Source organism: Gimesia chilikensis, assembly GCF_008329715.1.
GTDB lineage: Bacteria > Planctomycetota > Planctomycetia > Planctomycetales > Planctomycetaceae > Gimesia > Gimesia chilikensis.
In genome coordinates, this window is record NZ_VTSR01000032.1 from 175,727 (window position 1) to 199,816 (window position 24,090).

The window sequence follows — 24,090 nt, forward strand, 5'->3', positions numbered from 1 at the left end:
ATAAAAAAACAGCCACCTGCGAAAGTCGCAAGTGGCTGTTTTTCATAACCGGGGCAGTTCAGCAGAGAATATTTCAGAACACAAAAAAAGCCCCCGTTCACAAGGAACGAGGGCTTTCCACAACCAACCTCTTTCATCCAGCCTTACGATGCTTTCTGGAAAGCCATGGTGGTTCCGTCGGCAACCATCTGCACATACAGGACACCATTTTCAAACCAGAACTTTGACTGTTCCACACCATCGCCGGTGCTGACGACCAGTGTGTTACCGTTGATTCTGTACGTTCCATTGTCGGAGTCATATTTCTGCTGGCCATTGGAGTCGACAGCCATTACTTCCATCGCAAACTCGCCTTGAGCACTGAAGGCGACGGCGATCTGAATCTGTACCCCGTTCAAGACATCCTGCAGATACCATTTTCCGACGAGCGGGTTCGACTGCTGCTGGGGAGGTGTGTATCCACCATTTCCCTGAGACTGACCACCATTGAAGCCACCCTGCTGTCCACCCCACTGGAGGCCACCTTGCTGCCCGCCATTGTGACCACCCTGAACAGGAGGCACTGGTGCAGTTGGTTTGTGGCTGGCAGTGCGGTGAGGCATGCCACCCTGTGGTGCGTTTGAAGCTGTCAGGTGGACGAGTTCCTGAGGCATTGTTTTCGCCTGCAGATAAGCCACATCCATCTTGCCGTCGTACTTCAGGATCACAGCGGGAGAACCGACCAGCGAATCCTTATCACGGGAAGGTACCTGGGGGTAGGCAATTTGAACCTTGGTGGCATTTTTGAGTAGAGCGAAGGTCAGGATAATCCGACGTTCCGTATCGACGATCCACCCTGGCATCACCATATGTTTGCCATCAGCGTAGAACACGATGACGTGAACCACGGCCTGCTCAATTGAGCCGGCGATGTTCTGAGGTACCGTGCCCCCCATCAGGGCTGATGGGTTCGATGCAGGGGGTTGAGCAGTGGGAGTTTGCGGAGCAGGTCGATTGGCTGGTGCTGCTGATCCCTGCTGTGCCCCCTTGCCAGGATAATCAAGTCCCCACTCCTCATACTCTGAAGCACGAGAGACCGGATCAGCTGCGACAGCGAAACCAGATCCGCCCAGCGTGTTGAAAGCAAGGGCTCCGCAGAGCAGGCTTTTTACCAGTGTTTTGTTGCAGAATTCACGAAACAGTTTTGTGTTGATGTTGAAGGTCATGTCAGGCTCCAGAAGAAAAAGGTTTGTGTTGTTTTGTGGTTGCTCTCGTTGAGACAATTCCCTTACAGGCCCCCCTCTGAGTTGTGACACTCCCGACGACTTTTTTTTCATTTTCCTGATGAATTGAGCCCGTTACGCGGCAAAAATACCCCGGATTCGTTCCCAAAACACCCCAGTTCTGCGCCTGGGGAAAGCCGTATCTCCATATGTGAAAAATACTTACAGTGCAAGGGGGGGGGGCCGGACGAACTTCATCCTCAAAATATTGCATGTGTTTTCTGGAGAACTTCCAGCACCTGCCACTTTGCAGGAGACGAAGTTGTTAATCGAATACGGGAGAAGAGTAGAGAGTGCGGTCAGGCAGCGACGTTCGCCGGGCGATTAAGCAACGGTCCTGGAAGCTGGCAAAGAAAGGATAGAGATCGCCACCCGGAAACGATAAGCTAACGTATAGCATCCGTGCGGGCCGGTCAGACTTCGCGCAACCCGTTAATGCTTATTCGGGCCGATTTTTGATATCACACAGATGGCTCGCATCAACTCATCATTGATAGCGGCTTGGTCGATCAATTCAGACAGACAGTTATGGAACCTTTCACGGATTGAGACTGTGTCCCGTTTTACTGCGATGTCTCCTGTGATTCAGAATTTGAAAGAACAGAATGAAAAAGTATGTCCCTCAAGCAATCGTGATCGGTTTTGTGATACTCGCACTCGTGCGTTTCGGCGTGCGGCACGGTTTTCAGTTCGGACCTACGAATGGGGAAGTGATTGAGCAATATCAATCTCAGTTTGAGCCGCTGCATTCGACGTTGAAAGATGTCGTCACTCGTATTGATGGGCTTCCTCCGGTGGAAGAAACGAAACTCGATCTCACGCTGGATCCCAAACCGACATTGATTGTGGGGGATGCGGAACGAACCAATACCTCAATGATCTCTTTAATTTATCTGAAAACTTATCAAACGCCTGATGTGACTGGATCGAGTGACCTGACGGCGGGAGACTACGGGCATCAGCGTTTTTCCATCAATGGAGATGATTTTCAACATACGATTGCCTGGATGGGCGATGAAAATCCCCTGGTTTCTTCCGCGCTCAAGAGAGATGGATCCGATATGGAAAAAATGCTCAAAAAGACTTTGGCGCTGGAGTATCTGATCGTCGGCCGCAACGGAGAGATGAAGCCGAGCATGTATGACGAACACGGTCGACCGACGGAAGATCTACCCTGTGAAGTCTTTCTGGTCAGCCTCAAAACTGGAGAAATCGTAGGACAGGCACCACTGTTATTGCCACCCACAGCGCGACCTGGAGGCAGCATGGGGCCGGGGGAAATTGTCAAGGAGGTCGTTCGTCAGATCGGTGAGGCGTGGGATCAGGGAGCTATAATTAAGTGGCAAGAGCCAGCACCTTAGCGATCATCGTCTGGTATCCCGGATCTGACAAAAATTCTCAATCAAGCTGCGTGTCAACGGTCAGAGTGTCCGAGACTAAGTGACTCAACTGGAAGAATGAATGGACGGCTGCTTCTACCGGTAGCGCTATGACGTTCGATGACGGCATTCTCGTGCGTGCGTGAGCGTCCTTTGAGCATAAAGGAAAACCAACCGGTGCAGCTAACATGGGACACCGTCAGGTGTGAATCTAGGCTTCTCCCTCACCTCTGGAAACAGTTTCAGTTCAGGTTGACGGTTTTCATCTACGGCGTTGCGTTGCCTTTTCATACAATGACGCGTCTGGATGCTGGAACTGAGTGGTAGATCACATCGGAGGAATATGGTGCCTGTGGGAGTCTGGATCAAAGGTAACGTCGCCAGACTGGCTGCCCTCAGTTTTGACAGGGGGCAGTTTCTGACCTCATATTTACATACGTATTTCCAGGCGGTATTTTATAATGCATGTCTGACGTGACGATGATTTTGTCTCGCATTGAACACGGGAACCCCGAAGCGGCCGAGCAGTTGCTGCCGATCGTCTACGACGAACTGCGCAAATTGGCAGCAGCCAGACTGGCCAATGAGAGTCCGGAGCAAACACTACAGGCTACTGCCTTGGTGCATGAAGCTTACATTCGCCTGGTCGATGTGGAGCAAGCGCAACGGTGGGACTCACGCGGCCATTTTTTTGCGGCAGCCGCCGAGGCGATGAGGCGGATTCTGGTCGAATCAGCGCGACGAAAATCACGGACTCGGCACGGAGGAAAGGTTCAACGGGTCGAACTCAATCCAGATCTCATCTCCCCTCCCAATCTCGGCGTCGATCTCCTTGCCCTGGATGAGGCACTGCATCGGCTTGAACTGTTGGATGAGCGAAAAGCCAGGCTGGTCAAGCTGCGTTACTTCGCCGGGCTGTCCATGTCGGAAGCCGCCCAGGCATTGGGAGTATCGCTTGCAACTACTGAACGTGACTGGAGATATGCGCGAGTCTGGTTGCTGCGTGAACTTAGTGAGGAGCGAGAAAGTTGAGCGGAGAAGAGATGAATTATCAAAAAATCAGAGAAATTCGTGAGGGGTTTGATCGAAAAATATCGCATTAAAGATTGAACCCTTTTCCACTCTCTATTGAGGTGCTGACCATGAACGAAGAGTCCATCTTTAACGCAGCGATCGCCATCGATTCAACGGAAGAACGCGACCAGTTTCTTGACTCGGCTTGTGGCGACAATCTCGAATTGCGGCAAGCGGTCCAGAGACTGTTAAAGCTGTCAGACAGTGCCGGCGGCTTTCTTGAGCATCCTATCCTGGAAGTCCCTCCTGATTTCGATGGAGTCAAGCCGATAACCGTTAGCGGAAATCGATTCACGCCCGACGCCGGATGCGAAGGGGCTCTCGCGGGAACGGATATGAAACAGAATCCACATTGCGTGAGCGATGAAGCTCCCCTCAGCTATCTCGAACCGGCGTCTCGTGAGGACTCACTTGGGCTGCTGGGCCATTACGAAGTCCTGAATGTCGTTGGCAAGGGGGCCTTCGGCATGGTCTTGCGGGCTTTTGACACCAAGCTCGAGCGGATCGTTGCGATCAAGGTCCTCGCCCCGGAAATGGCCTCGATGTCACCAGCTCGTAAGCGGTTCCTGCGCGAGGCCCGCACGTCAGCCCGGATTCGGCACGAAAACGTCGTTCGGATTCACTCGGTCGAAGAAGAGCCGATTCCGTACCTCGTCATGGAGTTCATTCCGGGCCGGACACTGCAACAGCAAATTGAAGAACGCGGGCCGCTGGATTTGCCGAGCGTGCTGCGATTGGGCAAACAGATCGCAGAGGGACTGGCGGCCGCGCATGCTCAGGATTTGATCCATCGCGATATCAAGCCAGGAAACATTCTCCTGGAAGGAGACATGGAAGAGCGGGTTAAAATTACCGATTTTGGTCTCGCCAGAACGGTGGACGACGCCAGCATGACTCAGTCGGGGATGATCGCAGGGACGCCAATGTATATGGCTCCCGAGCAGGCCAATGGCCACAATCTCGACCAGCGAGCTGACCTGTTTAGCCTCGGCAGTGTGCTGTACCAGATGGTCAGCGGTCGTCCCCCATTCCGCGCGCCGTCTACGATTGCGGTGCTCAAACGCGTGACTGAGGAGACGCCGCGTTCGATACTGGAGATCATTCCCGAAACGCCCTCCTGGATATGTGAGTTGATTGGGCACCTGCACGCCAAAAATCCCGCTGAACGCTATAGCTCGGCTCGAGAAGTGAGCGAATTACTCGAGAGGTGTGCCGACGATCTGCAGGCGGGCCGCATTCCAGAGATTCCCGATCCGTCGAAAACCGCTACAGAGACTCCCGTTGACGTCTCAGCAACCCGGCCGCGCCGCAGCAAAATTCTACGGCAAAGTCCGCTGATGAAAGTCGCCGCAGCCGTGGTAATCATCCTCGGCCTGGCAGGCTTCACTGAAGCAACAGGCGTGACAAAGTTCGCCTCGACCGTGATCCGACTGACGACTGGTTCCGGTACCTTGGTGATCGAAACTGACGATCCCGGCCTGAGAGTTGCCATCAATGGCGAGGAAGTCACCATCAGCGGTGGTGGTGTTGAGGAATTGACCCTGCGTCCTGGTGAGTACGAAGTCACTGCTCTTAAAGACGGCAAACCGGTCAACCAGGAATTAGTGGCAATTACCCGCAATGGCCGAAAAGTGGTGCGGATGAGTCTGGAACCAAACACAATCATCAGCAAATCGTTGGGGACCCGATCCGCTACTGACTGGCACGGTTGGCCAGCCGACGCTCCGAAGCCGGCACGTGTACCGTTCGATGACGAGCAGGCGAAGTCCTATCAGGAAGCATGGGCAAAGTATTACAATGTGCCGGTGGAGTTCGAGAACAATATCGGCATGAAGTTCTGCCTCATCCCCGCTGGCGAGTTTGTGATGGGGAGCAGCGAGGAGGAGATTAAAAAGTTGCTGGCAGAGGCCAGAGAGAAGAAAATGCCTGATTGGTTCATGGAGAAGATTCCCACCGAGGGACCGCAACACAAAGTTACGTTGACGACGCCTTTCAGTCTGGGGATTCATCCTGTCACCCGAGGACAGTTTCGTCAATTCGTCGAAGCCACAGGCTACAAGACGGATGCTGAAGAGGACGGCAAAGGGGGCTACGGGAGAAGAGATGGTAAATGGATTCAATCTCCCGAATTCCTCTGGAACACAAACCCTGGATTTGAAACCGGGCAGACCGACACTCATCCGGTTGTTAACGTTTCATGGAATGATGCGGTGGCTTTCTGCAAGTGGTTGAGCAGTGAAGCCAAAGGGACCTACCGACTGCCTACGGAAGCCGAGTGGGAGTTTGCGTGCCGCGCCGGGAATCCAGGGCTGTTCTGTTTTGGAGATGATCAGTCCAGGCTGGCTGACTATGCGTGGTATGGAGGCATGGGGGGGCTCGGCACAAAGCCGGTCGGACAGAAGGCGAAGAATGCCTTTGGAATTTTCGATATCCACGGAAATGTGTGGGAATGGTGTCATGATGGATTTGCCCTCTACGATGCAGCAAACATGATTGATCCGGTTGGGAATAACCGGTTTCAACTCCGTGTGGCGCGGGGCGGGGCATTCAGTACTCAGCCGTCAGCCGTTCGCTCCGCCCGGCGTTCCGATGGCACTCCCACGACTCGTTACTACGCTAACGGGTTTCGCGTACTGTTGGCTGCTGAGTCCGTCAATCAACCCCACCACGAATAACTGGATCGCGTCACAGTTTAGGATGGCGCGAATGCAGCAATTCGGGTGGTCTGGTGGAGTATCATTTCATGGACTATTTCACATGTTGATTTATTCCAAAGAACCGTCAGGTACAAAAAGACTGTCGCCCGTTGAGTCCCATAGCCAATTCATCAAAAAAAATCTGTTGAAAACTGACGTGGCTCGGGTCACCTCTGTCGGGAAGGACGGAGTCAATCTTCAACAAACTTTTTAACGAAATACAGATGAAACGGTTATTTGCCTGCTTCTAATTGCTCACAATCGCGACCGCTTCGATCCCTGGTGAGCATTTTGCCTTCTCTTCAATCGGGCCAGAATCCTGATCAGTACATCAAGTTCTGGAGTCGGTTAAGGGGGCAAGGTCAATTTTCGGCTTAGCATCTCAGAACCAATATGTATCCCATTATTTCGTTGCCTGGAGAGCAGGCTTTTTACCAGGCACGAGAACTCACTAAATTAAAGCAGTGACAAACTGAAGCTATTATTCTCAGCTTTTTCCAGAATATGTCAGCAAAGTGAATATGTCTGGGTTTGTTTGTGCTGTTGTTTTTCTTTTTTAGAGGTGAGATTATGCCTTCAAGATTTGAACAAAGAAAAACTGGAGGAGAAATAACACTCATGCAATTGGTGTTTGTTTTGTGTCTGATTGCCATTCTCATTGCTTTGCTGTTACCTGAGATTGAAAAGAATAACGTTGCCGACATGCAGGGGAAACAGAAAGATGGTCCTTACTGGGTTTACCGCGAATATGAATATGCGGGTGGACCTGTGATTTCAGAAATTTCCGGATCGTACAAACACTCGCTCCAGGAAATTCTGGATATGTATGCAAGCAACCTCAAAAAACAACAGAAACAGGATGAGCAGGAACAGCTGGCGGAAGGCAAAAAAACAGCTCCCAAGACAATCTGTCTGGTCAAAGTTCCCGCAATCGAATCTGGCATCACTGATCCGGTCAGCGAAAACTACGCGTTGGATGAATTCCTGCCTGTAGAATACACCAGGGAGGAAAAGATCGAGGAGATCAAACATGCCATTAAGAACTTCAAGTTCGATCTGTCTCAGAACACGGCTCCACTGGTGGCACGGCGTAACTTGGCAGAAGCAATTCAACTCCTCGAACAGGATCTGAAAAAACTGGAGACTACGCCCTGAGAGCGGTACTGCATTTGGCAGCAACTTTAAATGAAGACACTCTCCTGAAACTGGTGGAGCTTGATTTGAGCGTCCAGTTTCATCTGTTTTCAGGTTTACAATGCTGCAGTGCTTTTCTGAGGCTGAATTTCACGACTTTTCTGTAATTTACGTGCGGGTTTTGGGCACCCACTTGCACACATCGGGAGTGAGCTTAGTTGCCAAATTGACCTGCCTCTCTTAACTGCCTCCAGAACTTGATATCCCTGCTGTATGTCACGACTTTCCCGATCTTTTTGCGCGGGTTCTCGATACTCTTGTGCTGCGATTTGCCGATAACCTCTTGCCACTATCAGCCTGATTCACGAGAATCAGTTTATGTCTACTACATGGGGCTCTGCAGGCTATCAACTTCCTGGAAGTGAATGATGATTGACTTTGAGAAAATGATGATAGACTTAGAGGAAAAGTATGAGCGATTCGACGACTACGGGTTGGTTGTTGGACTGACAATAGCTATCACTATGTTGGGGTGTCTTTTTAAAGTTGGATTCGAGGATCTGACTACTGTCATATATTTCGTGAGAATTGGATACTATGCTCTGTTGGGTCTGAATTTACTTTTTGGACTTTTATTATGTTACTGTGAAGAGGCACCGGGTGGTGGGCTTGAAAAACGGAGTAAATTAGAAAACAGTATTGCAACCTTTATTTTCATCGGAGCGAATGTTGCGGGAGCAGTATGTTTTGAACTGATCACTCCGGGATGAATATAGACAAGATAAATTACCATTCTTTTTTCAGCATTTTGAAATTCTTTCGATCAAATAAGTAGATCGGATTTATGTCCGACTTCGTTCGAGAACTGGCCATCTTCAGCTGTCTGCTCTTCACCAGTTTCTGTTTCTGGAAAGTAGAGAAGGGTTGATTGCTGGTTCCGACAATCAGAGACTGCTCTCAGCAGAGGCGCGGCAGTACATCCTCCCTGACTACTTACACGGGTGGTGAAGACGCCACTTTATCATTGCTCGTGCCTGGGATACCCATTGTGAATCCAGGCTTCTCCCTCTGTCTTTGGAAACAGTTCCTGTTCAGGTTAACGATTTTCAGCTACGGCGTTGCGTTGCCTTTTCATACAATGACGCGTCTGGTTGCTGGAGCTGAGTGGTAGATCACATCGGAGCAATCTGGTGCCTGCGGGAGTCTGGATCAAAGGCAACGTCGCCAGGCTGGATGACCTCAGTTTTGACAGGGGGCTGTTTTTGACCTGATCTGTTTTTGACCTGGTCTGTTTTCCTTTCTGTTTCCGGCTCGTTGCGCTCGGCCCCTTTTTTTATTTTTGGGCATTCGAAGGTTGATCATGTTGGTTTTAAATTTTGTGAATCGGCGTGGGGGAGTCAAGTGGACGATGCGTGTTGACCTGCTCCGAATGTGCAGTGAAGAGGGTTGAGTCTGCTGTGAATTGCTCTGAGTTTGCTCCGAAATGATTTGAAAATGTACGAGATATTGAGAGCCGGTTCATTTTGTTCCGGTGAAAAACTGGAAAAATCGACGGCGATTCAGGTGCTTCTGAGTCACAAGTGGGACAGGTTCCAGTGCACACTTCATCCGCCTCGCGCGCGAAGCAGAATTACAAAAGAATACGATTCGGAAAGTGTCGATCAAGTGCAATTTGTTCCGTTTCAGAGACAGAACTGCACTGGAAATCGGGAAGGGGTTACCTGCAAACGCTGATCAAAGAGAGTCTTGAAAGGGAAGGTTGCCAAAAGAGGAGCGCGGGGGCTGTGGGAAAAAAAACGGCTGCCCACTTTGGTGAGCAGCCGTTGGAGTGGAGGCGGGACTAACGCTTTGGGGATTTGCTGAATCGGACTCAGTCGGACAGGAAATGAGAGCGGTCTTGCTTCAGATAATAGTCATAAAAACAGGGGAAGAATCTACAGAGTGAATAAGGTGTCATAGTTCATCCATTGCTGGAACGCTTTGACTAACCCGGACGCGAGAACTCGCACGAAAATGTCTGGATTGTCATGACAAACAGCACGGCAGGTTCTTTGGCCAAGGCATCATATACACTTCAAGCAGTCATGACAGAAGTGAACTGTAAAAAGCAACCTGAACTTACTGTATGTGGTCGCTAAAATTCAGGGAAATGTAGCCGGATCAGTTAAAATGCTTGAATTTGTTATCACTGCAGAGATAACAGGATTATGAGCATCAACGATGTCACGATAGCGGAAACTGTCCGGATCGCATTCCAATACTTCCATCGATTTTCAAATTCATCGCGGGCAGCGCTGAATTCCTCTGCTCCCATTTCCTCTACACTGAGTGATTGCAGTTTATTGTTCAATGGAATATTTTTTGTCAGAGTTGGTAACTGCACAGCCAGAAGATACAGTGACGTGGCAATTGCCAGGATTACCTGCTGAGCACGGGGTAATTCTGAAATGCCTAAAACTGTAAATATAATCAGCGTGATCATCGAACCAATCCAGACCAGCATAAAAAGTGGTTGATTGTTCTGAATCACGCGATCCATGACTCGGAAGGCACATATGAAATCCTGGTCGCTCAGACTGCTGATACCCGGCATAACGACAACGGCAAATGCGAAGAGAAAACCAGCAACTAAAGAGCACAGCAAAGTAGCTGCGACCAACGCCATTTCTAAGAAATCCATAGATTGCGATTCTTGTAAATTGATTTTGTGACAAAAAAATTGTTACCGACTCATGTAGACTTTATCCATGTAGAGATTTGCGAGTGTTTTTAAAGGCGAATCGTAAGCTGATAATCTGATCGTACCTTGAGAAGACAACATCTAACGATTCGATGCAGGTTGAGTCTGATTCACAAATTGTGAATGCATAAAACCCGCAAGCGATAATCAATTCGGGAATAGGCGATCATTATGTTTCAGTGCGGCATAGATCGTTTCACATAAATTTTCTGAAGGATAAGGTTTTTCAATAATTGCAAAGGCACCAGACTTTTCCGCAGTTAACCGGGAACTGTGGTTCAGAGAGCCGGATGCGAGAATGAATGGGATCCTGTATCCCAGATCCTGTATCTTCCGCAGCAGGTCAATGCCATTCCAGTTTCCTTCCAGCGCATAATCAGAGACCACACAACCTGATATTGTGGGATCAGTTTCTGTGAGAAAGTCCTCCACTGAGTGAAATAACTCAGTTTGCAAGCCCTGAGCCTGGAGCAGAATGACAGTAGACTGGGCAACATCTTTGTCGTCATCGATGATGTAGACCTTGTTTTTTCTTGAAAAATTCATCGGTCAGCGATCAGCAATAAATTCCAGCTGGCGAGACTATCTTTTCACAGGCTGAAAGTAGTACACAAAACATGTCATACCGCGGAGCACTGGGGGGCATGAACTGACGGGGTGAATCTTTAAGTAAAATCATTTTTTAACGGCAGAGTAGGGTGATATAGATCGTTTCAAGCTGGTTTTGTCTGGTACAGCTCTATCATTCCTTCAAATGTTTTGACTGCGGCATACTTGATGCCTTCAAACTGCTGGGGCAGATCATCAATCTGATTGATGCTCTCCTTGAAGCGGTACCAGTCTTTGTACCATGGCTCTGGGGTACAGAGAAAAAAACCGGCCCCTGTTGTGTCCTGAAGCGATAAAGCATTCATCAGAGGCTCGGTTAAATACACTGAGCCCAGCCTCGATCCTTCCAGGACATACAAAACACCAATCAGCGAGTGTATATTTTCCTGATACATGGCTGATGTTTGCTGGAGTAGCTTTTGAGTTTTGGGATCAACGGGAGGCATGTCGCCATTCACAAGCAGGTTCAAATCAGCCTGAATGGTTTGCAGTCGAGAATATTTATTTAAGTCGAAGAGTCCAGTCAGGGTACTGTCTGCTTGCCAGGTTGGCTCCAGAAAACGATGCAAATAGTATAGCTGTGCTAGAATCCAGGAATATTCTGGCTTCGAAATGATTCCATGCATCATACGAAATGCGAGATAAGTAGATTCGATCTGCTGATGCAATTCTTGAACCGCTTCCCGGATCTCCGTTGCGAAATCTTGCATGTCTAAGAGTTTCAATATGAGTTCAGTCAATTTGGATAAATGAAACGCAAAAACTTTTTCAATCACCAACTGGGATACTGGAGGTGATTTGCATTTGAACCCTCTCGGGTGATTCCATTTCTATAAAAACCACACTCAATGGTAGTTGTAGGCAGCCCAATATTATTTACTAATGGAAGTCAATCATTTTTACAGATTTCTCATCAGAATAGATGGATATGTTTGTGAACCATCTGAAACTGTGTGCGTTGTCGGGAGGGTTGTACTGTCCGATTTCTCCAAGAGAATGGTCGCTCTCTGATACGGAATTTACGCGATGGGATGGCAGCGATTGATCGAGAGGTATTGCGCTTGGAGACTGATGCACAAAGAAATCATCGTAAAATGAATCAGTGATGACTGCCTGCTTTATCCATCTGCTCAGTCAAATTCATTGAGGTCTCCTGGAACTAACATCAGGGCTGAATAAAATATTCAAGTGCATTAGGCCTTGAATTAATTCCCCGGTTCACTGCTTCGCTTGCAATATGTTTCATGTGAATATAGTCTTATTTCAATGAAATAAATTTGTTTGAAATGACTTTTTGTGAAGCTGGATTAATCGATGTCAGCAACAGTCAAGGATGTCGCGAGGTTAGCAGCTGTTTCCGTGGGGACGGTCAGTCGAGTGCTCAGCGGTGAGCCCAATGTATCTGCCGAGACAGCGCAACGTGTTAGGGACGCTGTACAAGAACTGGGGTACTCACCTTTACGCAAGCGAAAATCGGTGGCGGAAGGACGGGAGTTATTGCGACAGCAAATCGCTGTTCTTCTGCTGGGAATGGACCGGTCGCTGGCAAATCTCCCTTCGGTGGCCAGTGGCATACATGGTGTTGAGTCGTCGCTTTCCCGGGCTGGCGCTAATGTGCTTTTATGGGACTTGCCTTATCTGGACAAGTTGCCTGATACCCTCGCCTCACAAAAGCTGCATGGCCTGCTGGTCAAGGCTGCGCTGCAGGGAAATATGCTTGAAAAGGCGGATAAAACTCTCATCGCTCGCCTACGACAGCTTCCCACGGTCTGGTTTCTTGGTCGTCCCCGTGGCATTGACTGGGGGGATGTTGTGGAATCGAATGATGTCGAAGTAGGCCGTCTGGCTGCCGAGTACCTCATTTCCCGGGGCCATAGACGTGTTGCTCTTTTAGACCCCAAGCCGGATCACGTCACACTGGGTCAACGCAGCGCCAGTTTCACATGGCATATCGCTCAACACGGTGGCAAAGTCGAGAGAGTCGCAGGGAAGAAATCGCATTGGTCACTGCCACTGCAGACTGTTAATGACACCAATCAGGTCGAACACCTGTTAGATAAAGTATTGAAACAAAGGAGTAAACCGACGGCTCTCTTCTGCCCGGCAGACAGTATTGCGGCACTGGTATACCGTTGCTGTAGCCGGCGCGGTCTTCGGATCGGTAAAGATCTCAGCTTGATTTCTTGTAATAACGAATTGCCTTTGCTGCAGGGACTATATCCGGAAGTCACCACTGTTGATATTTGTGCCGAGCAAATCGGCCAACAAGCAGTTGAGCAATTGATCTGGAGACTTCAACATCCCAGCTCTCCCTCCATCACGGTCTCTGTACAACCACGCTTGGTGGAGGGGATGTCAGTTGCTGACTTGAGGAGGAAAAAATAATGAACTTTCGCCTGATTCTGTTATTGCTGTTATCCATAAGAATCGAGTTGCTGGCCGGCGATGATTTACCGATTGTTCCTGAAGGCTTCGTGGTCGATGTTGTAGCCCGGGAGCCGCTGGTCAGTAATCCGTGTGTGCTGGCATTTGACCGCTGGGGGAGAATCTGTGTCGCCCAGGGACCTCAGTGGCGCGGTCCCACACCTGACACTCCCGGTGATCGCGTCGATATTCTTACTGATACTAATGGCGACGGGATCAGTGACCAGCGCAAGACATTTGCTGAAGGGTTTAATTCCATCCAGGGGCTGGCCTGGCATGGTGATGATCTCTGGGTGGCCAATGCGCCTGACCTGACTGTTGTTCGTGATACTGATAACGACGATGAAGCTGACGTATATATTCGCGTCTATACTGGTCTGGGAAATCTGGAACACTCACTGCATGGATTAAACTTCGGTCCTGATCGTAAATTGTATATGTCGAAGGGGAATTCGAAAGGTTATAACCGGCTGGATCAGCTTGCTCCAAAAGTGTTTCGGGAACTCTGGGGACTGCCTTCTCCAGAGGGGGCTCCAGACTACACACCAGTCGAGTATTTTACAAAACAGACCTATCGACGCCAATATCACACACCTCAGGATGACTGGGGACAACAGGGGGGAATTCTGCGTTGTGATCCCTACCAGGATGGGAAACCGTCCGGCATAGGCCTGGAAATCGTTTCCCGAGGATTCCGCAACCCCTGGGATATTACCTTTGATGATGGTTTTCACTGGCTGGGAACCGACAATGATCAGACGCAGGGAGATAAGATCTTTGCGCCGTTCTATGGAGCGCACCTGGGGTGGGGGCACCCCTGGAGTTTCCACTGGACAGGAGCAGGGCATCTGCCTACGGTCCCTGCCAGTGCTCCACTCTTTGAAGGATCAGGGGCCGGTGTGATTCATTATCATGCGGACCAGTTTCCCGCAGAGTATCAGGGGGTCTTCTTCATCAATGACTGGATGCGTCGGGAAGTGTATACATTCCGCCCGCGGTGGGATGGAGCACTGATGAAGTGCGAGGGAGACTTTCCGCCGGTCTTTGCGCATGCAGAGGGAGGCCGGTCTTTACCAGCGAGTTCCGGCCGGATGTTTGAGCCGACTGATATCGAAGTCGGCCCTGATGGAGCGATATACATTCTGAGCTGGGGACATGCTTACGGCGCTACGATTAAAGATGGTCAACAGGTGGATGCAGGGCGTGTCTATCGCATTCGCTATTCCGGCAATCCTCTCAAAGACTGGCAACACGACCTGCGCCGTAAACCACAGGGACTATGGACACTCGATCAATTGTTTCAGGACCTGGCCAGTGACGTTCCCGCCTGGCGCGTGAATGCACAAACTGAACTGCTCAGACGAGGTGAGCCTGCTCAGAAATATTTATTCTCCAGGTTGAACCAGGGAGAGCTGAGCACTGCCAGTCAGACCTGGGCACTGTGGACTCTCGGAGCTAGTACAGCTGAAGTCAGTATCGATCAATATCTGTCAGGAATTCTTGCTGATTCGGAAGCGACCCGCAATGCCCGGATTCAGGCCTTGCGTATCCTGACCCATCGCATTCGACAGTTTGAACAATGTACAACTCTGCCTGATGCGGTGCTTCCCTTGTTGACCAGCGAAGATGCAAGGCTGCGACATGCAGCAGTACAGGCGATCTGGCAGGCCGAACAGAAACAGTGGATTCATGATTTACTGCAGGTGGCTGCTGATGAAACAGATCGGGTCGTCTTTTTCTCAACCTGGAATACACTCCGCGGACTGGCGTCCCTGCAGGAGCGAACAAAGTGGCTGGAGGATCCTCGCGCGGGGGTTCGACTCGCAACATTGTTGGGATTGTTTCACGATGGCTCCATCAACGGCGCTGCAGCACTCGCGTTCCGAAATGATGAGGATTCTCGCATTGTCAAACTGGTTAACGACTGGCTGGAAAAGACGGGACAGGCGTCTCCGCTGGTGCAATTCGATCCACCTCCCGGAGAGTATTCCCGAGCCGTCAAAGTGAAAGCCCAATCCACGATTGCAGGAGCATTCCTCACCTACACCCTCGATGGATCGCTGCCAACTCATACATCGCAACGCGTGAAGGGGCCGATCTCCATAGACCACACGAGCCAGCTGCGCGTGGCCGTCAATCAGGGAAATAATGGCAGTAGCCAGGCTGTGACTGCTGAATATGAGATTCGACACGTACCCGCCTATCGGCACCGTGAATTCGTCTCTGAGGTTCAGACTCCCAGCGGTCGTTATTATGAGCTGGACTGGACTGGCCTTGATGTCGGTAAGCGGCATTATACGGATCGGAATTACTATATCACTCAGGTCCCTGATGAACTGGACGGATTACCGTTTCTGAGAACTGCCAATGGAGACGATCGCTCAACGGGAGCAGAATGGCTATCGCTGGTCACAACCGAAGACTGCGATCTCATCGTGGGAACCGATCTGCGAAACCCCGATGAGCTGGAATGGATGAAGATCGGACAGCCGGGAGGATTTGAAGATACGGGCCTGAAACTGACAACGACGGATCCTGTTTTTCGATTGTATCGCAAACATTTTCCGGCAGGTCGGGTTGTGCTCGGCGGAAACACGAATCAACCGAAGACCGATTCTGGTCGCGGGAACTATCTCGTCATTTTCCAGCGTCAGATTTTATCGCCTGCAGAAAAATCGCAGGCAGCGACGAGCGACCGGGTGCTCTCCCAGATGCAAACCGCAGATCCAGAACGGGGACGGGAGCTGTTCCTGCATCCCCAGGGGGCCGGGTGTTTCAAATGTCACCGGATGGAGGGAATCGGCGGTGTGCTCGCCCCCGATCTGTCCGACATCGGTAGCCGCGCCCGGGAACCAGGCGTGCTGATTGAATCCATCCTCGAACCGAGTAAGGTCATTACTGAAGGATTCGCCCTGCAACAGATTGTGACCGTAGAGGGCAGGGTGATTTCGGGGGCCGTCCTGGAGGAAACCCAACAGTCTCTGAAACTGGTTGGCACGGATGGTGTCATTCAAACGATTGCTGTTGCTGAAATTGAAGAACGGATCGGAACCAGGGTTTCACCGATGCCGAATGGGTTCGGTAAGATGTTGAATGCTCAGCAGATTGCTGACATTGTGGCCTGGCTGTTGACGCAGAGAAAGGTTGGCGATCGTGAGGGATTTTCATTTCGAGAACACAACGACCGGATTGAGATATTTTTCAAATCACAGCAGATCGCGACCTATCTCAAGCAGCATCCGCGGTTGACGCGTCGAGCACTTGTAAACCTTAGGACGCCGGGGGGTATTCAGGTTACGCGTAATTTTCCACCGCGCAGGCCTGAAGACATTGACCCCGGTTACCAGGCGGAAGATGGAATCATTCATCCGGTCATGCACCCGGGACTGTGGATTGGTTTTGGTGATGTGAATGGCAATGATTACTGGCGCCTGCAGGCTCAGGTTCAATTTAATGGGTATGTCGAACCTCCCGCAGGAAGCAGGGGCACCGGCAGCTTTGCAGTGAGTAATCTGTTTCTGAGCGAGGACAGGCAGGATGTCGTATGTAACGAGATCACACGTTATCGTTTTGAACGAACTCCTGACGGATTGATCCTGAGAATTGATGCCGAGTATCAATCTGATAAGCATGATTTCTATTTTGGTGACCAGGAAGAATCAGGGCTGGCTGTTCGCGTCGCCTCTCCCTTACGAGTGCAGGGCGGGAGTGGCACAATTCTTAATGATCGGGGTGAACGGAATGGGGCACAGGTCTGGGGAAAGGAGGCTCGGTGGTTTGATTATGTGGGGATGGTGCAGGGACGCGAGGTCGGAGTGATGGTACTACCCGACCCTGGTAACCCCCGGCCATCGTGGTTGCATGCCCGTGACTACGGTGTGGTCGTCTTCAATCCCTTTCAGAAGCAGCCCCGGGAACGCCGCGAACCTTATGTGAAGACCTCGATTAAGCGAGGAGAAACATTTCGACTGTCCTACGCGATCCTGATTCACGATCGACCTGCGGGGCAGCCTCTGGACCATGGTCAAGCAGTAAAACTGCTACTGCAATCCTTCAAGTAAAACAGAAATACAACATTAAGGCACCGAGCGGACTTCAGAAAATAAAACCGTGGGATGTCAAATCAGCATGCTTAATCTTATCTTTTGGATGCTGGTCAAATTCCTGCGGAGTCGTTATGGCTCTTTGACCAGGACTCTGCAACAGATTGATGTAGACGAGAGTTGATTCATCGCACTGATCCTCTTTACTGAAGGAGAATTCCAGATGACTTTCCGCGTTTGTTTACTGCTGCTGCTTGCTCTGATCAATCATACTCCAGCTGCAGAATCGCCGGTCATGCTCCTCCAGGAAGAAGGTGTACACGATTCCGGGGCGGCCGGAGGAGCGAGAACGGCATTTGCCATCATGCGTCTGCCAGACGGTAGTTTCGCATTTTATGATCGTTACTCTCCGGAAGAAGGACCACTTTCACTACCAGATATCCAGGGAAAACAGCACATACTTTTACCTCACTTGCCCCAGGAAGTCCTGTCGAGTGAGACAATCATTAACAGCGGTGTGCTCAATAACACGCAGGTCGTTCTGTCGCGGGATGTTCAGGTGAAAAGTATTCGCGTGCAGCAAGAGGGACTGGACAGGGAAACCGCGAAAAAAGTGGGACTCCCGCGTTACCTGAATACCTGGATCCATCGCGCCGGGCCTGCAGGCATAAAGCAACCACTTTTGACCTGGCGGGGTTACAACGGGTCTCTGATGGAGTATCAGGAACTCGGGAATGGCCGATTGGTTGTTCCGCATGGGAGTCTGATTCCTCATGCAAAGGCAGTGCCTCCAACGGGACGGCACGAGACGGTGATCCAGTATTCTGATGATGGAGGTGACAGCTGGAAGTTGAGCAAGAGTAAGCTGACTGCGCCCTGTTATGCGGGGTTTAACGGATCGAACGAGGGGGCTTGCGAGCCTGCTTTGGAAGAACTCTCTGATGGTAGAATCTGGATGCTGATGCGCACGACGGCGGGCTTTCTTTACGAATCGTTTTCTTCCGACAGCGGCACCAGCTGGACACCAGCCCGGGCAAGCCGATTCAATACCTCCACCGGACCACCAAATATCATGCGTCATCGAAACGGATGGCTGGTGGTCTGCTGGAATAATTGCGAGATGCCACCGCGGGCTGATGGAGCAGGCGTGTATGGAGGTCGTGATGCGCTGCACATCGCGGTGTCCAAGGATGAAGGCAAGACCTGGCGCGGATTTCGGGAGATTTATCTGGATCATCGGCGGAATGATAATCCAGCAAAAAATGGGGATCGTGGTACCGCTTATCCACTTGCCGCCTATACGACTGATGGTCGGCTCGTGGTTTTAGCAGGTCAGGGAAAAGGGGGACGTAATCCCATTCTGATTGATCCCGCCTGGATCGTAGATACCCGGGCGCGTACCGATTTTTCAGAAGGTTTAAAACAGTGGTCGACCTATACTCAGCATGGTCCTGCTAAACGCTGGTGGCGGGCACGCGCGCCCGGGGCGGTGCTGATTGAGCACCCGGATAGCAAAACCAGAAACTGTCTGCATGTTCGTAAACAGCCTGATCTCCCTGCAGACGGTGCGACCTGGAACTTTCCAAACGGCTGGAAAGGCACATTGCAGACCCGTATCAAACTGCGTACCGGTTCCAAAGGATCAATGATTGCTTTGAATGATCGTATGTTTGATCCGTCAAATGACCTCGGTGAAGAACTGGCCGTGTTTCGAGTCGAGTTGAGTAACCTGGATTTGATGCCGGATGAGTGGATTAATCTAAGTTTTGAGTGGGATCTTTCCGCCCGGACCTGCTCCTTAAAAGTTGATGACAGAAAGCCCATCGAACTGCCACTGCGACATCCTACATTGAACGGTTTGTCGTACGTTCGCTTCAGGTCGACCGCAGAGCAGCCCGACCTGGAGGGTTTACTGGTGGAACAGGTCGAAGTGACTGTCACAGATCCAATTGCACCTGCCTGCAGTGTGCAGGAACAAATGGCACACGAGCAGCGATATGTGAAACAGGTGGTTCCTGGTTGGGATCAACAGTAGAGCCTGTTGTGCGCGTGGAGAATCTGCCGGATAGAAGTGAGCTGGGTGTGACTCTGGTTGTCATGTAAGGATGTCGTGGATGACATTTCCGTGCACGTCCGTCAGACGATAATCGCGTCCCTGGAAACGATAGGTCAGCTGTTCGTGGTGGATGCCCAGGCAATGCAGGATGGTGGCGTGGAAGTCATGTACATGCACCGGGTTCTCGGTGATGTTATAGCAGTAATCGTCGGTTTGCCCGTAAGTGATTCCAGGTTTAATCCCTCCGCCGGCCATCCAGATCGAAAAGCAGCGCGGGTGATGATCCCGACCGAACGATTGGGAATTCCCTTGCGAATAGACTGTCCGACCAAATTCGCCACCCCAGATTACCAGTGTCTCATCCAGCATCCCGCGCTGTTTTAAATCCGCAATCAGCGCAGCTGACCCCTGGTCGGTTTGCCTGGTCAGGGTCGGTAAGTGCTTCTGGACATTGCTATGGTGATCCCAGCCGCGGTGAAACACCTGAATGAAGCGAACGCCGCGTTCGGCCAGTCTCCGCGCGAGAAGACAGTTCGCCGCATGCGTTCCCGGCTCTTTGACATCGTCACCATACAGTTCGAGCGTACTGGCGGACTCATCCGAGATATCGGCCAGTTCAGGAACCGAGGTCTGCATGCGATATGCCATTTCATATTGGGCAATGCGTGTATTAATTTCCGGGTCACCGATTTCCTCAGCGCGGAACTGATTGAGTTTTGCCAGTCGATCCAGCAACACGCGTCTTTGTGAATCACTGCTGCCGGCCGGATCACTCAGGTAGAGTACCGGGTCACCCTGGCTGCGAAATTTGACCCCCTGGTATTTCGAGGATAAAAAGCCGCTGCCCCACAACCGGTCATAAAGCGGTTGGGCCTGGTGAAACGAGTTCTTGCTGAGCAGCACGACAAATGAGGGCAGGTTTTCTGTTTCGCTTCCCAGTCCATAACTGAGCCAGGCGCCGATACTTGGTCGCCCCGGTTGCTGATGTCCTGATTGAAAGAAGGTGATGGCAGGATCATGGTTGATTGCCTCTGTATGCATGGAGTTAATCACGCAAATATCATCGGCGACTTTTCCCATATGCGGTAACAGCTCACTGATCCATGTACCTGACTTCCCGTGCTGCTGGAATTTCCAAGGCGATTTGACGACAGGGAACTTTTTCTGGCCGGCTGTCATGCCCGTCAGTCGCTGTCCTTTGCGAACACTGTCAGGCAGTTCGGTCAGATGCAGTTTTTCGAGGGACGGTTTGTGATCGAGCAAGTCGACTTGCGAAGGTGCCCCTGACTGGAGCAGATAGATTACTCGCTTGGCTTTAGGAGCGAAATGGGGGATCCCCGGGAGACCGTCAATCCGTGCAGAACCGCTGGTTGTCTCGCTGGAATGCAGTTCTCGGTTGAGTAACGATGAAAGGGCAGCTATGCCGATGCCGGTACTGGCGCGTCCGAAAAACTGCCGCCGGTTTTCCTGCAGTTGGAACTCAGTCAAGGGGGAGCGCATCGTGTTATTCTTTCGTAATGGTTTCATCCAGATTCAGGAACAAGCGTGCCAGATTCGTACAAGCTGCCAGTTCTGTCGGGTTCAAGCTGGAGTTCGAGGGGGAATCACCAACCTGTAGTAAACGTTGTGCCGCTGGCTGATTGCTGGCGTAGAACTTCAGGTCAGCTTCATAAGCTGAGCGGAAGAGGGCCAGTTCAGCGGCAGTCGGGTGTCGCGAAGTGACCAGGCGGAAACCATATTGAATCTGCTGGTCAACGGTCTGTCCCCCTTCAGACAACATCCGTTCGGCCAGTTTTCGAGCCGCTTCGACGAACTGTGGACCGTTCAACAGGAGCAATGCCTGTAACGGCGTATTGGTTCGAGAGCGGCGAATGGTGCAAAATTCCCGTCCCGGTGCATCGAGTGTTTTGAGCATGGGAGACGGGACGGTTCGTTTCCAGAACGTATAAAGGCTGCGTCGGTAAAGGTCTTCGCCTGTTGCCTGTGGATATTCTTTGGAATAATTCGGGCGGTTATTTAATTCCAGCCAGAGTCCTGCGGGTTGATAGGGATAGACGCTTTTTCCACCGACCTGTTCGACGAGTAAGCCGCTGGCCTGTAACGTGGCATCTCGAATCTCCTCAGCTGCCAGCCGCATGCGTGGGCCGCGGGCCAGCAGTCGATTTTCGGGGTCCCGTGTATACAAATCAGGGCCGACGTGTGACGTTTGCTGATAGGTCGCTGAATTCAAAATCAACCGCTGCATCTGCTTGATATCCCAGCCACTGCGAATGAATTCCAGGGCCAGCCAGTCCAGTAACGCGGGGTGACTCGGAAATTCTCCCTGCACGCCAAAATCTTCTGCCGTTTTGACCAGTCCCAGTCCAAAGACTCGTTGCCAGTAACGATTCACGGCTACACGCGCGGTCAGGGGATGGTCCGGGTTTACAAGCCACCTGGCGAATCCCAGGCGATTGCGGGGGGCTGTTTCTGGCAGAGAGGGAAAAATCGCCGGGACATCAGGGCTGACCTGCTCGCGGGGCTCATTATACTGTCCCCGATTGAGCAGGTAAGTTGCCCGCGGCTGAGCCAGGTCCTGCATGATCATCGTTTCCGGGATCGCTGCCTGCTGCTGCTTTTTGAGTTCGGCGATTCGTTGTTCCCATTTCTGTCTGGGATTGTGATGGGACAGGAAATACTCCCGCAGTATTTTTTGTTCGCTCTCTGTACGCTTCTGTTGTGGTTTGGCTGCGATCTGACGAACGTCAGCGGGAATCCCATGGAACTGCAGGTTCCCGGGGGCATCGCTGGTGATGGATAAGCGGGGGCGTCCTACTCCATGAGTGGCAAAGTTGGCTTCGTGCCGCAGACGGAACTGTAACTCGGTACCTCCTGCAAATCCGAACGGAGACTCAGCGATCAGTATGGCCGTTGCAGGCAGTTTGCGGGACGGACCATCTACGGCCCAGCCGTTGTTGCCGGAGACACTGCCGTCAATGACGTGTGCAATTTCGTATTGATTCTGCGAGTAGTCGGCAATGGCTTTGCTGAACTTGACGACTCGTTTTTGTGAGGGATCCTTGATGGAAACCGCTGTCAGTTCCAGTTCGCTCAGGACAAAGTTGGAGTTACTGTGCCGTCCCGGTCCCCCGCCGGGCAGTGACTCATGCGTGAGTGCTTCCAACCGGATTGCAGTGAGACTGGTCGCATTCGTTTGAGCAGTGATTTCATAGACGTCGTGTCGGGGATTGGCGCCGCTGGCCAGAATCGATTTATCGGGAAGGCGGGTGAGTGTGGTTCCGCCGGACGATTCCATGGTCAAAGGCTCCAGCACGGTCCAGCCATGTTCAGGCTGTGCTGAGATCTGTTGCGTCCAGCGATTCAAATGCTGATCGATGTCGAGTGGTTTCTTCAACTCCGCCTGCAGGTGTGCCAGTCGGGCTGCAAATTTCTGCTGTTCCTCTCTTGACAGTGGAGAAGGGATGCGTTGTTTGGGGTCGAAGCCGCGCATGCCTCGTTCGGGGACCTGATTAAAGAAAGCGTATAGTTGATAGAACTCTTTCTGCGAGATGGGGTCAAATTTATGGTCGTGACACCGGGCGCAGCCAATGGTCAGTGCCAGCCAGACTTCGCCGGTGGTCACCAGTCGATCCATCACGTATTCGGTACGATATTCTTCATCAATGATGCCACCTTCGATGGTGATTGAATGGTTTCGATTAAAACCGGTTGCCAGGCGTTGCTGATCCGTAGCGTCGGGTAATAAGTCACCCGCGAGTTGTTCAATCGTAAATTCATCAAACGGTTTATTTTCGTTATAGGCATTAATGACCCAGTCGCGCCAGATCCATTGTTCGCGTTCCGTATCATACTGGTAGCCGTTGCTGTCGGCATAACGGGCCAGATCGAGCCAATGCCTTGCCATGTGTTCGCCGTAGGCAGGGGAGGCGAGATAGCGATCGACCATTTTCGCATAGGCGTCAGCAGAACGATCGGCAAGGAACGCGTCGATTTCCTGCAACGTGGGTGGCAGGCCGGTCAGATCAAAGGCCACGCGTCGAATTAATGTTTCGCGGCTGGCTGTCCGGGCCGGTTGTAATCCTTCGCGTTCCAGGCGGGCCAGTACAAAAGAATCGATCTTGTTTTTCGGCCAGGTGGTATCACGGGTCTGGGGGATCTTGGGCTGTAATGGTGCTTTGAAGGTCCAGTGGGCCTCGTATTCAGCTCCCTGGTCAATCCAGGTTTTGAGGATTGCGATCTGTTTTGCATTCAGCGGTTTCGGTCCATCCACTGGTGGCATGCGGTCACCTTCATTCTTTGCAGTGATCCGCTGGATGAGCTCGCTGGCATCCGCTTTGCCGGGGATGATCGCGTTGCGGCCGGAGTCCGCGCTGCCGATGGCCGACTCTCGCCGATCCAAACGCAGACCTGCTGCCCGTGTTGCCGAATCAGGGCCGTGGCAGGTAAAGCAATGGTTCGAGAGAATCGGGAGGACGTCACGGTTAAACTCGACTGCATCTTCCGCCTGGGCAACGCAAGTCAATAAGGATGCCGAAAAGAAGATCAGAACCATCTTGATTGCGTTCACGAGACAGATCCTTTGAGCGATACTCAAAAACACAGCTGGCGATATATAGAGAAATAAAATTTCCTTTATGCAATATATCAGGGGGATACTGCAGATGGTAGAGAAA

14 protein-coding genes are annotated in these 24,090 nt (G+C 51.4%); 8 read left to right on the forward strand and 6 right to left on the reverse strand.

Annotation, left to right across the window (positions count from 1 at the left end; genetic code table 11):
* Nucleotides 1-143: 143 nt before the first annotated feature.
* Nucleotides 144-1,205, reverse strand: a complete 1,062-nt coding sequence (locus FYZ48_RS29360) for a lipocalin-like domain-containing protein (protein WP_187782219.1) — start codon at nucleotides 1,203-1,205, stop codon at nucleotides 144-146.
* Nucleotides 1,206-1,867: 662 nt separating this feature from the next.
* On the opposite strand from FYZ48_RS29360, the gene FYZ48_RS25525 reads away from it, so the two are divergent.
* From FYZ48_RS25525 to FYZ48_RS25545, 5 genes are all read left to right on the forward strand, one after another.
* On the forward strand, nucleotides 1,868-2,623 hold the full coding sequence (locus FYZ48_RS25525; protein ID WP_149345358.1) for a hypothetical protein: 756 nt from the start codon (nucleotides 1,868-1,870) through the stop codon (nucleotides 2,621-2,623).
* A 483-nt stretch (nucleotides 2,624-3,106) separates the two neighbouring features.
* On the forward strand, nucleotides 3,107-3,673 hold the full coding sequence (locus tag FYZ48_RS25530; protein ID WP_149345359.1) for an ECF-type sigma factor: 567 nt from the start codon (nucleotides 3,107-3,109) through the stop codon (nucleotides 3,671-3,673).
* A 110-nt stretch (nucleotides 3,674-3,783) separates the two neighbouring features.
* Nucleotides 3,784-6,390 carry a bifunctional serine/threonine-protein kinase/formylglycine-generating enzyme family protein gene (locus FYZ48_RS25535; RefSeq protein WP_149345360.1) on the forward strand — a complete coding sequence of 869 codons (2,607 nt, stop codon included), beginning with the start codon at nucleotides 3,784-3,786 and terminating at the stop codon, nucleotides 6,388-6,390.
* Between the two features lie 639 nt (nucleotides 6,391-7,029).
* Complete coding sequence (locus FYZ48_RS25540; protein ID WP_149345361.1) at nucleotides 7,030-7,566, forward strand: hypothetical protein; 537 nt, start codon at nucleotides 7,030-7,032, stop codon at nucleotides 7,564-7,566.
* Between the two features lie 404 nt (nucleotides 7,567-7,970).
* Nucleotides 7,971-8,315, forward strand: a complete 345-nt coding sequence (locus tag FYZ48_RS25545; RefSeq protein ID WP_149345362.1) for a hypothetical protein — start codon at nucleotides 7,971-7,973, stop codon at nucleotides 8,313-8,315.
* A gap of 1,415 nt (nucleotides 8,316-9,730) precedes the next feature.
* Here the strand turns inward: FYZ48_RS25545 and FYZ48_RS25550 are convergent.
* From FYZ48_RS25550 to FYZ48_RS25560, 3 genes are all read right to left on the reverse strand, one after another.
* Complete coding sequence (locus tag FYZ48_RS25550) at nucleotides 9,731-10,225, reverse strand: anthrone oxygenase family protein (RefSeq protein WP_149345363.1); 495 nt, start codon at nucleotides 10,223-10,225, stop codon at nucleotides 9,731-9,733.
* Between the two features lie 207 nt (nucleotides 10,226-10,432).
* Nucleotides 10,433-10,831 carry a response regulator transcription factor gene (locus FYZ48_RS25555; RefSeq protein ID WP_149345364.1) on the reverse strand — a complete coding sequence of 133 codons (399 nt, stop codon included), beginning with the start codon at nucleotides 10,829-10,831 and terminating at the stop codon, nucleotides 10,433-10,435.
* A gap of 167 nt (nucleotides 10,832-10,998) precedes the next feature.
* A complete protein-coding gene (locus FYZ48_RS25560; RefSeq protein ID WP_187782220.1) occupies nucleotides 10,999-11,604 on the reverse strand; it encodes a biliverdin-producing heme oxygenase in 606 nt (201 codons plus the stop codon).
* A 604-nt stretch (nucleotides 11,605-12,208) separates the two neighbouring features.
* Between FYZ48_RS25560 and FYZ48_RS25565 the strand changes: the two genes are divergently transcribed.
* The 3 genes from FYZ48_RS25565 to FYZ48_RS25575 all read left to right on the forward strand — a co-directional run bounded on the left by FYZ48_RS25565 (nucleotide 12,209) and on the right by FYZ48_RS25575 (nucleotide 19,396).
* Nucleotides 12,209-13,279: a LacI family DNA-binding transcriptional regulator gene (locus tag FYZ48_RS25565; protein WP_149345366.1), complete on the forward strand. Its 1,071-nt coding sequence runs from the start codon at nucleotides 12,209-12,211 to the stop codon at nucleotides 13,277-13,279.
* On the forward strand, nucleotides 13,279-17,379 hold the full coding sequence (locus FYZ48_RS25570) for a PVC-type heme-binding CxxCH protein (RefSeq protein WP_149345367.1): 4,101 nt from the start codon (nucleotides 13,279-13,281) through the stop codon (nucleotides 17,377-17,379). Before FYZ48_RS25565 ends, FYZ48_RS25570 begins: the two co-directional genes overlap by 1 nt.
* A gap of 205 nt (nucleotides 17,380-17,584) precedes the next feature.
* The gene (locus FYZ48_RS25575) at nucleotides 17,585-19,396 is read left to right on the forward strand and encodes a sialidase family protein (RefSeq protein WP_149345368.1); all 1,812 of its coding nucleotides are present in this window, start codon (nucleotides 17,585-17,587) and stop codon (nucleotides 19,394-19,396) included.
* Between the two features lie 60 nt (nucleotides 19,397-19,456).
* Here the strand turns inward: FYZ48_RS25575 and FYZ48_RS25580 are convergent, their stop codons facing one another.
* Both FYZ48_RS25580 and FYZ48_RS25585 read right to left on the reverse strand, forming a co-directional pair.
* Nucleotides 19,457-20,917 carry a DUF1501 domain-containing protein gene (locus FYZ48_RS25580; RefSeq protein WP_149345369.1) on the reverse strand — a complete coding sequence of 487 codons (1,461 nt, stop codon included), beginning with the start codon at nucleotides 20,915-20,917 and terminating at the stop codon, nucleotides 19,457-19,459.
* Nucleotides 20,918-20,921: 4 nt separating this feature from the next.
* Entirely contained in the window at nucleotides 20,922-23,984 is a 3,063-nt protein-coding gene (locus FYZ48_RS25585; protein WP_198422276.1) for a PSD1 and planctomycete cytochrome C domain-containing protein, read from the reverse strand.
* Nucleotides 23,985-24,090 lie beyond the last annotated feature (106 nt).

Excerpts from the sequence above, each read along its gene's own strand:
- FYZ48_RS29360 (WP_187782219.1), bottom strand. The coding sequence starts at position 1,205 with ATGACCTTCAACATCAACACAAAACTGTTTCGTGAATTCTGCAACAAA.
- FYZ48_RS25525 (WP_149345358.1), top strand. The coding sequence starts at position 1,868 with ATGAAAAAGTATGTCCCTCAAGCAATCGTGATCGGTTTTGTGATACTC.
- FYZ48_RS25530 (WP_149345359.1), top strand. The coding sequence starts at position 3,107 with ATGTCTGACGTGACGATGATTTTGTCTCGCATTGAACACGGGAACCCC.
- FYZ48_RS25535 (WP_149345360.1), top strand. The coding sequence starts at position 3,784 with ATGAACGAAGAGTCCATCTTTAACGCAGCGATCGCCATCGATTCAACG.
- FYZ48_RS25540 (WP_149345361.1), top strand. The coding sequence starts at position 7,030 with ATGCAATTGGTGTTTGTTTTGTGTCTGATTGCCATTCTCATTGCTTTG.
- FYZ48_RS25545 (WP_149345362.1), top strand. The coding sequence starts at position 7,971 with ATGATGATTGACTTTGAGAAAATGATGATAGACTTAGAGGAAAAGTAT.
- FYZ48_RS25550 (WP_149345363.1), bottom strand. The coding sequence starts at position 10,225 with ATGGATTTCTTAGAAATGGCGTTGGTCGCAGCTACTTTGCTGTGCTCT.
- FYZ48_RS25555 (WP_149345364.1), bottom strand. The coding sequence starts at position 10,831 with ATGAATTTTTCAAGAAAAAACAAGGTCTACATCATCGATGACGACAAA.
- FYZ48_RS25560 (WP_187782220.1), bottom strand. The coding sequence starts at position 11,604 with ATGCAAGATTTCGCAACGGAGATCCGGGAAGCGGTTCAAGAATTGCAT.
- FYZ48_RS25565 (WP_149345366.1), top strand. The coding sequence starts at position 12,209 with ATGTCAGCAACAGTCAAGGATGTCGCGAGGTTAGCAGCTGTTTCCGTG.
- FYZ48_RS25570 (WP_149345367.1), top strand. The coding sequence starts at position 13,279 with ATGAACTTTCGCCTGATTCTGTTATTGCTGTTATCCATAAGAATCGAG.
- FYZ48_RS25575 (WP_149345368.1), top strand. The coding sequence starts at position 17,585 with ATGACTTTCCGCGTTTGTTTACTGCTGCTGCTTGCTCTGATCAATCAT.
- FYZ48_RS25580 (WP_149345369.1), bottom strand. The coding sequence starts at position 20,917 with ATGCGCTCCCCCTTGACTGAGTTCCAACTGCAGGAAAACCGGCGGCAG.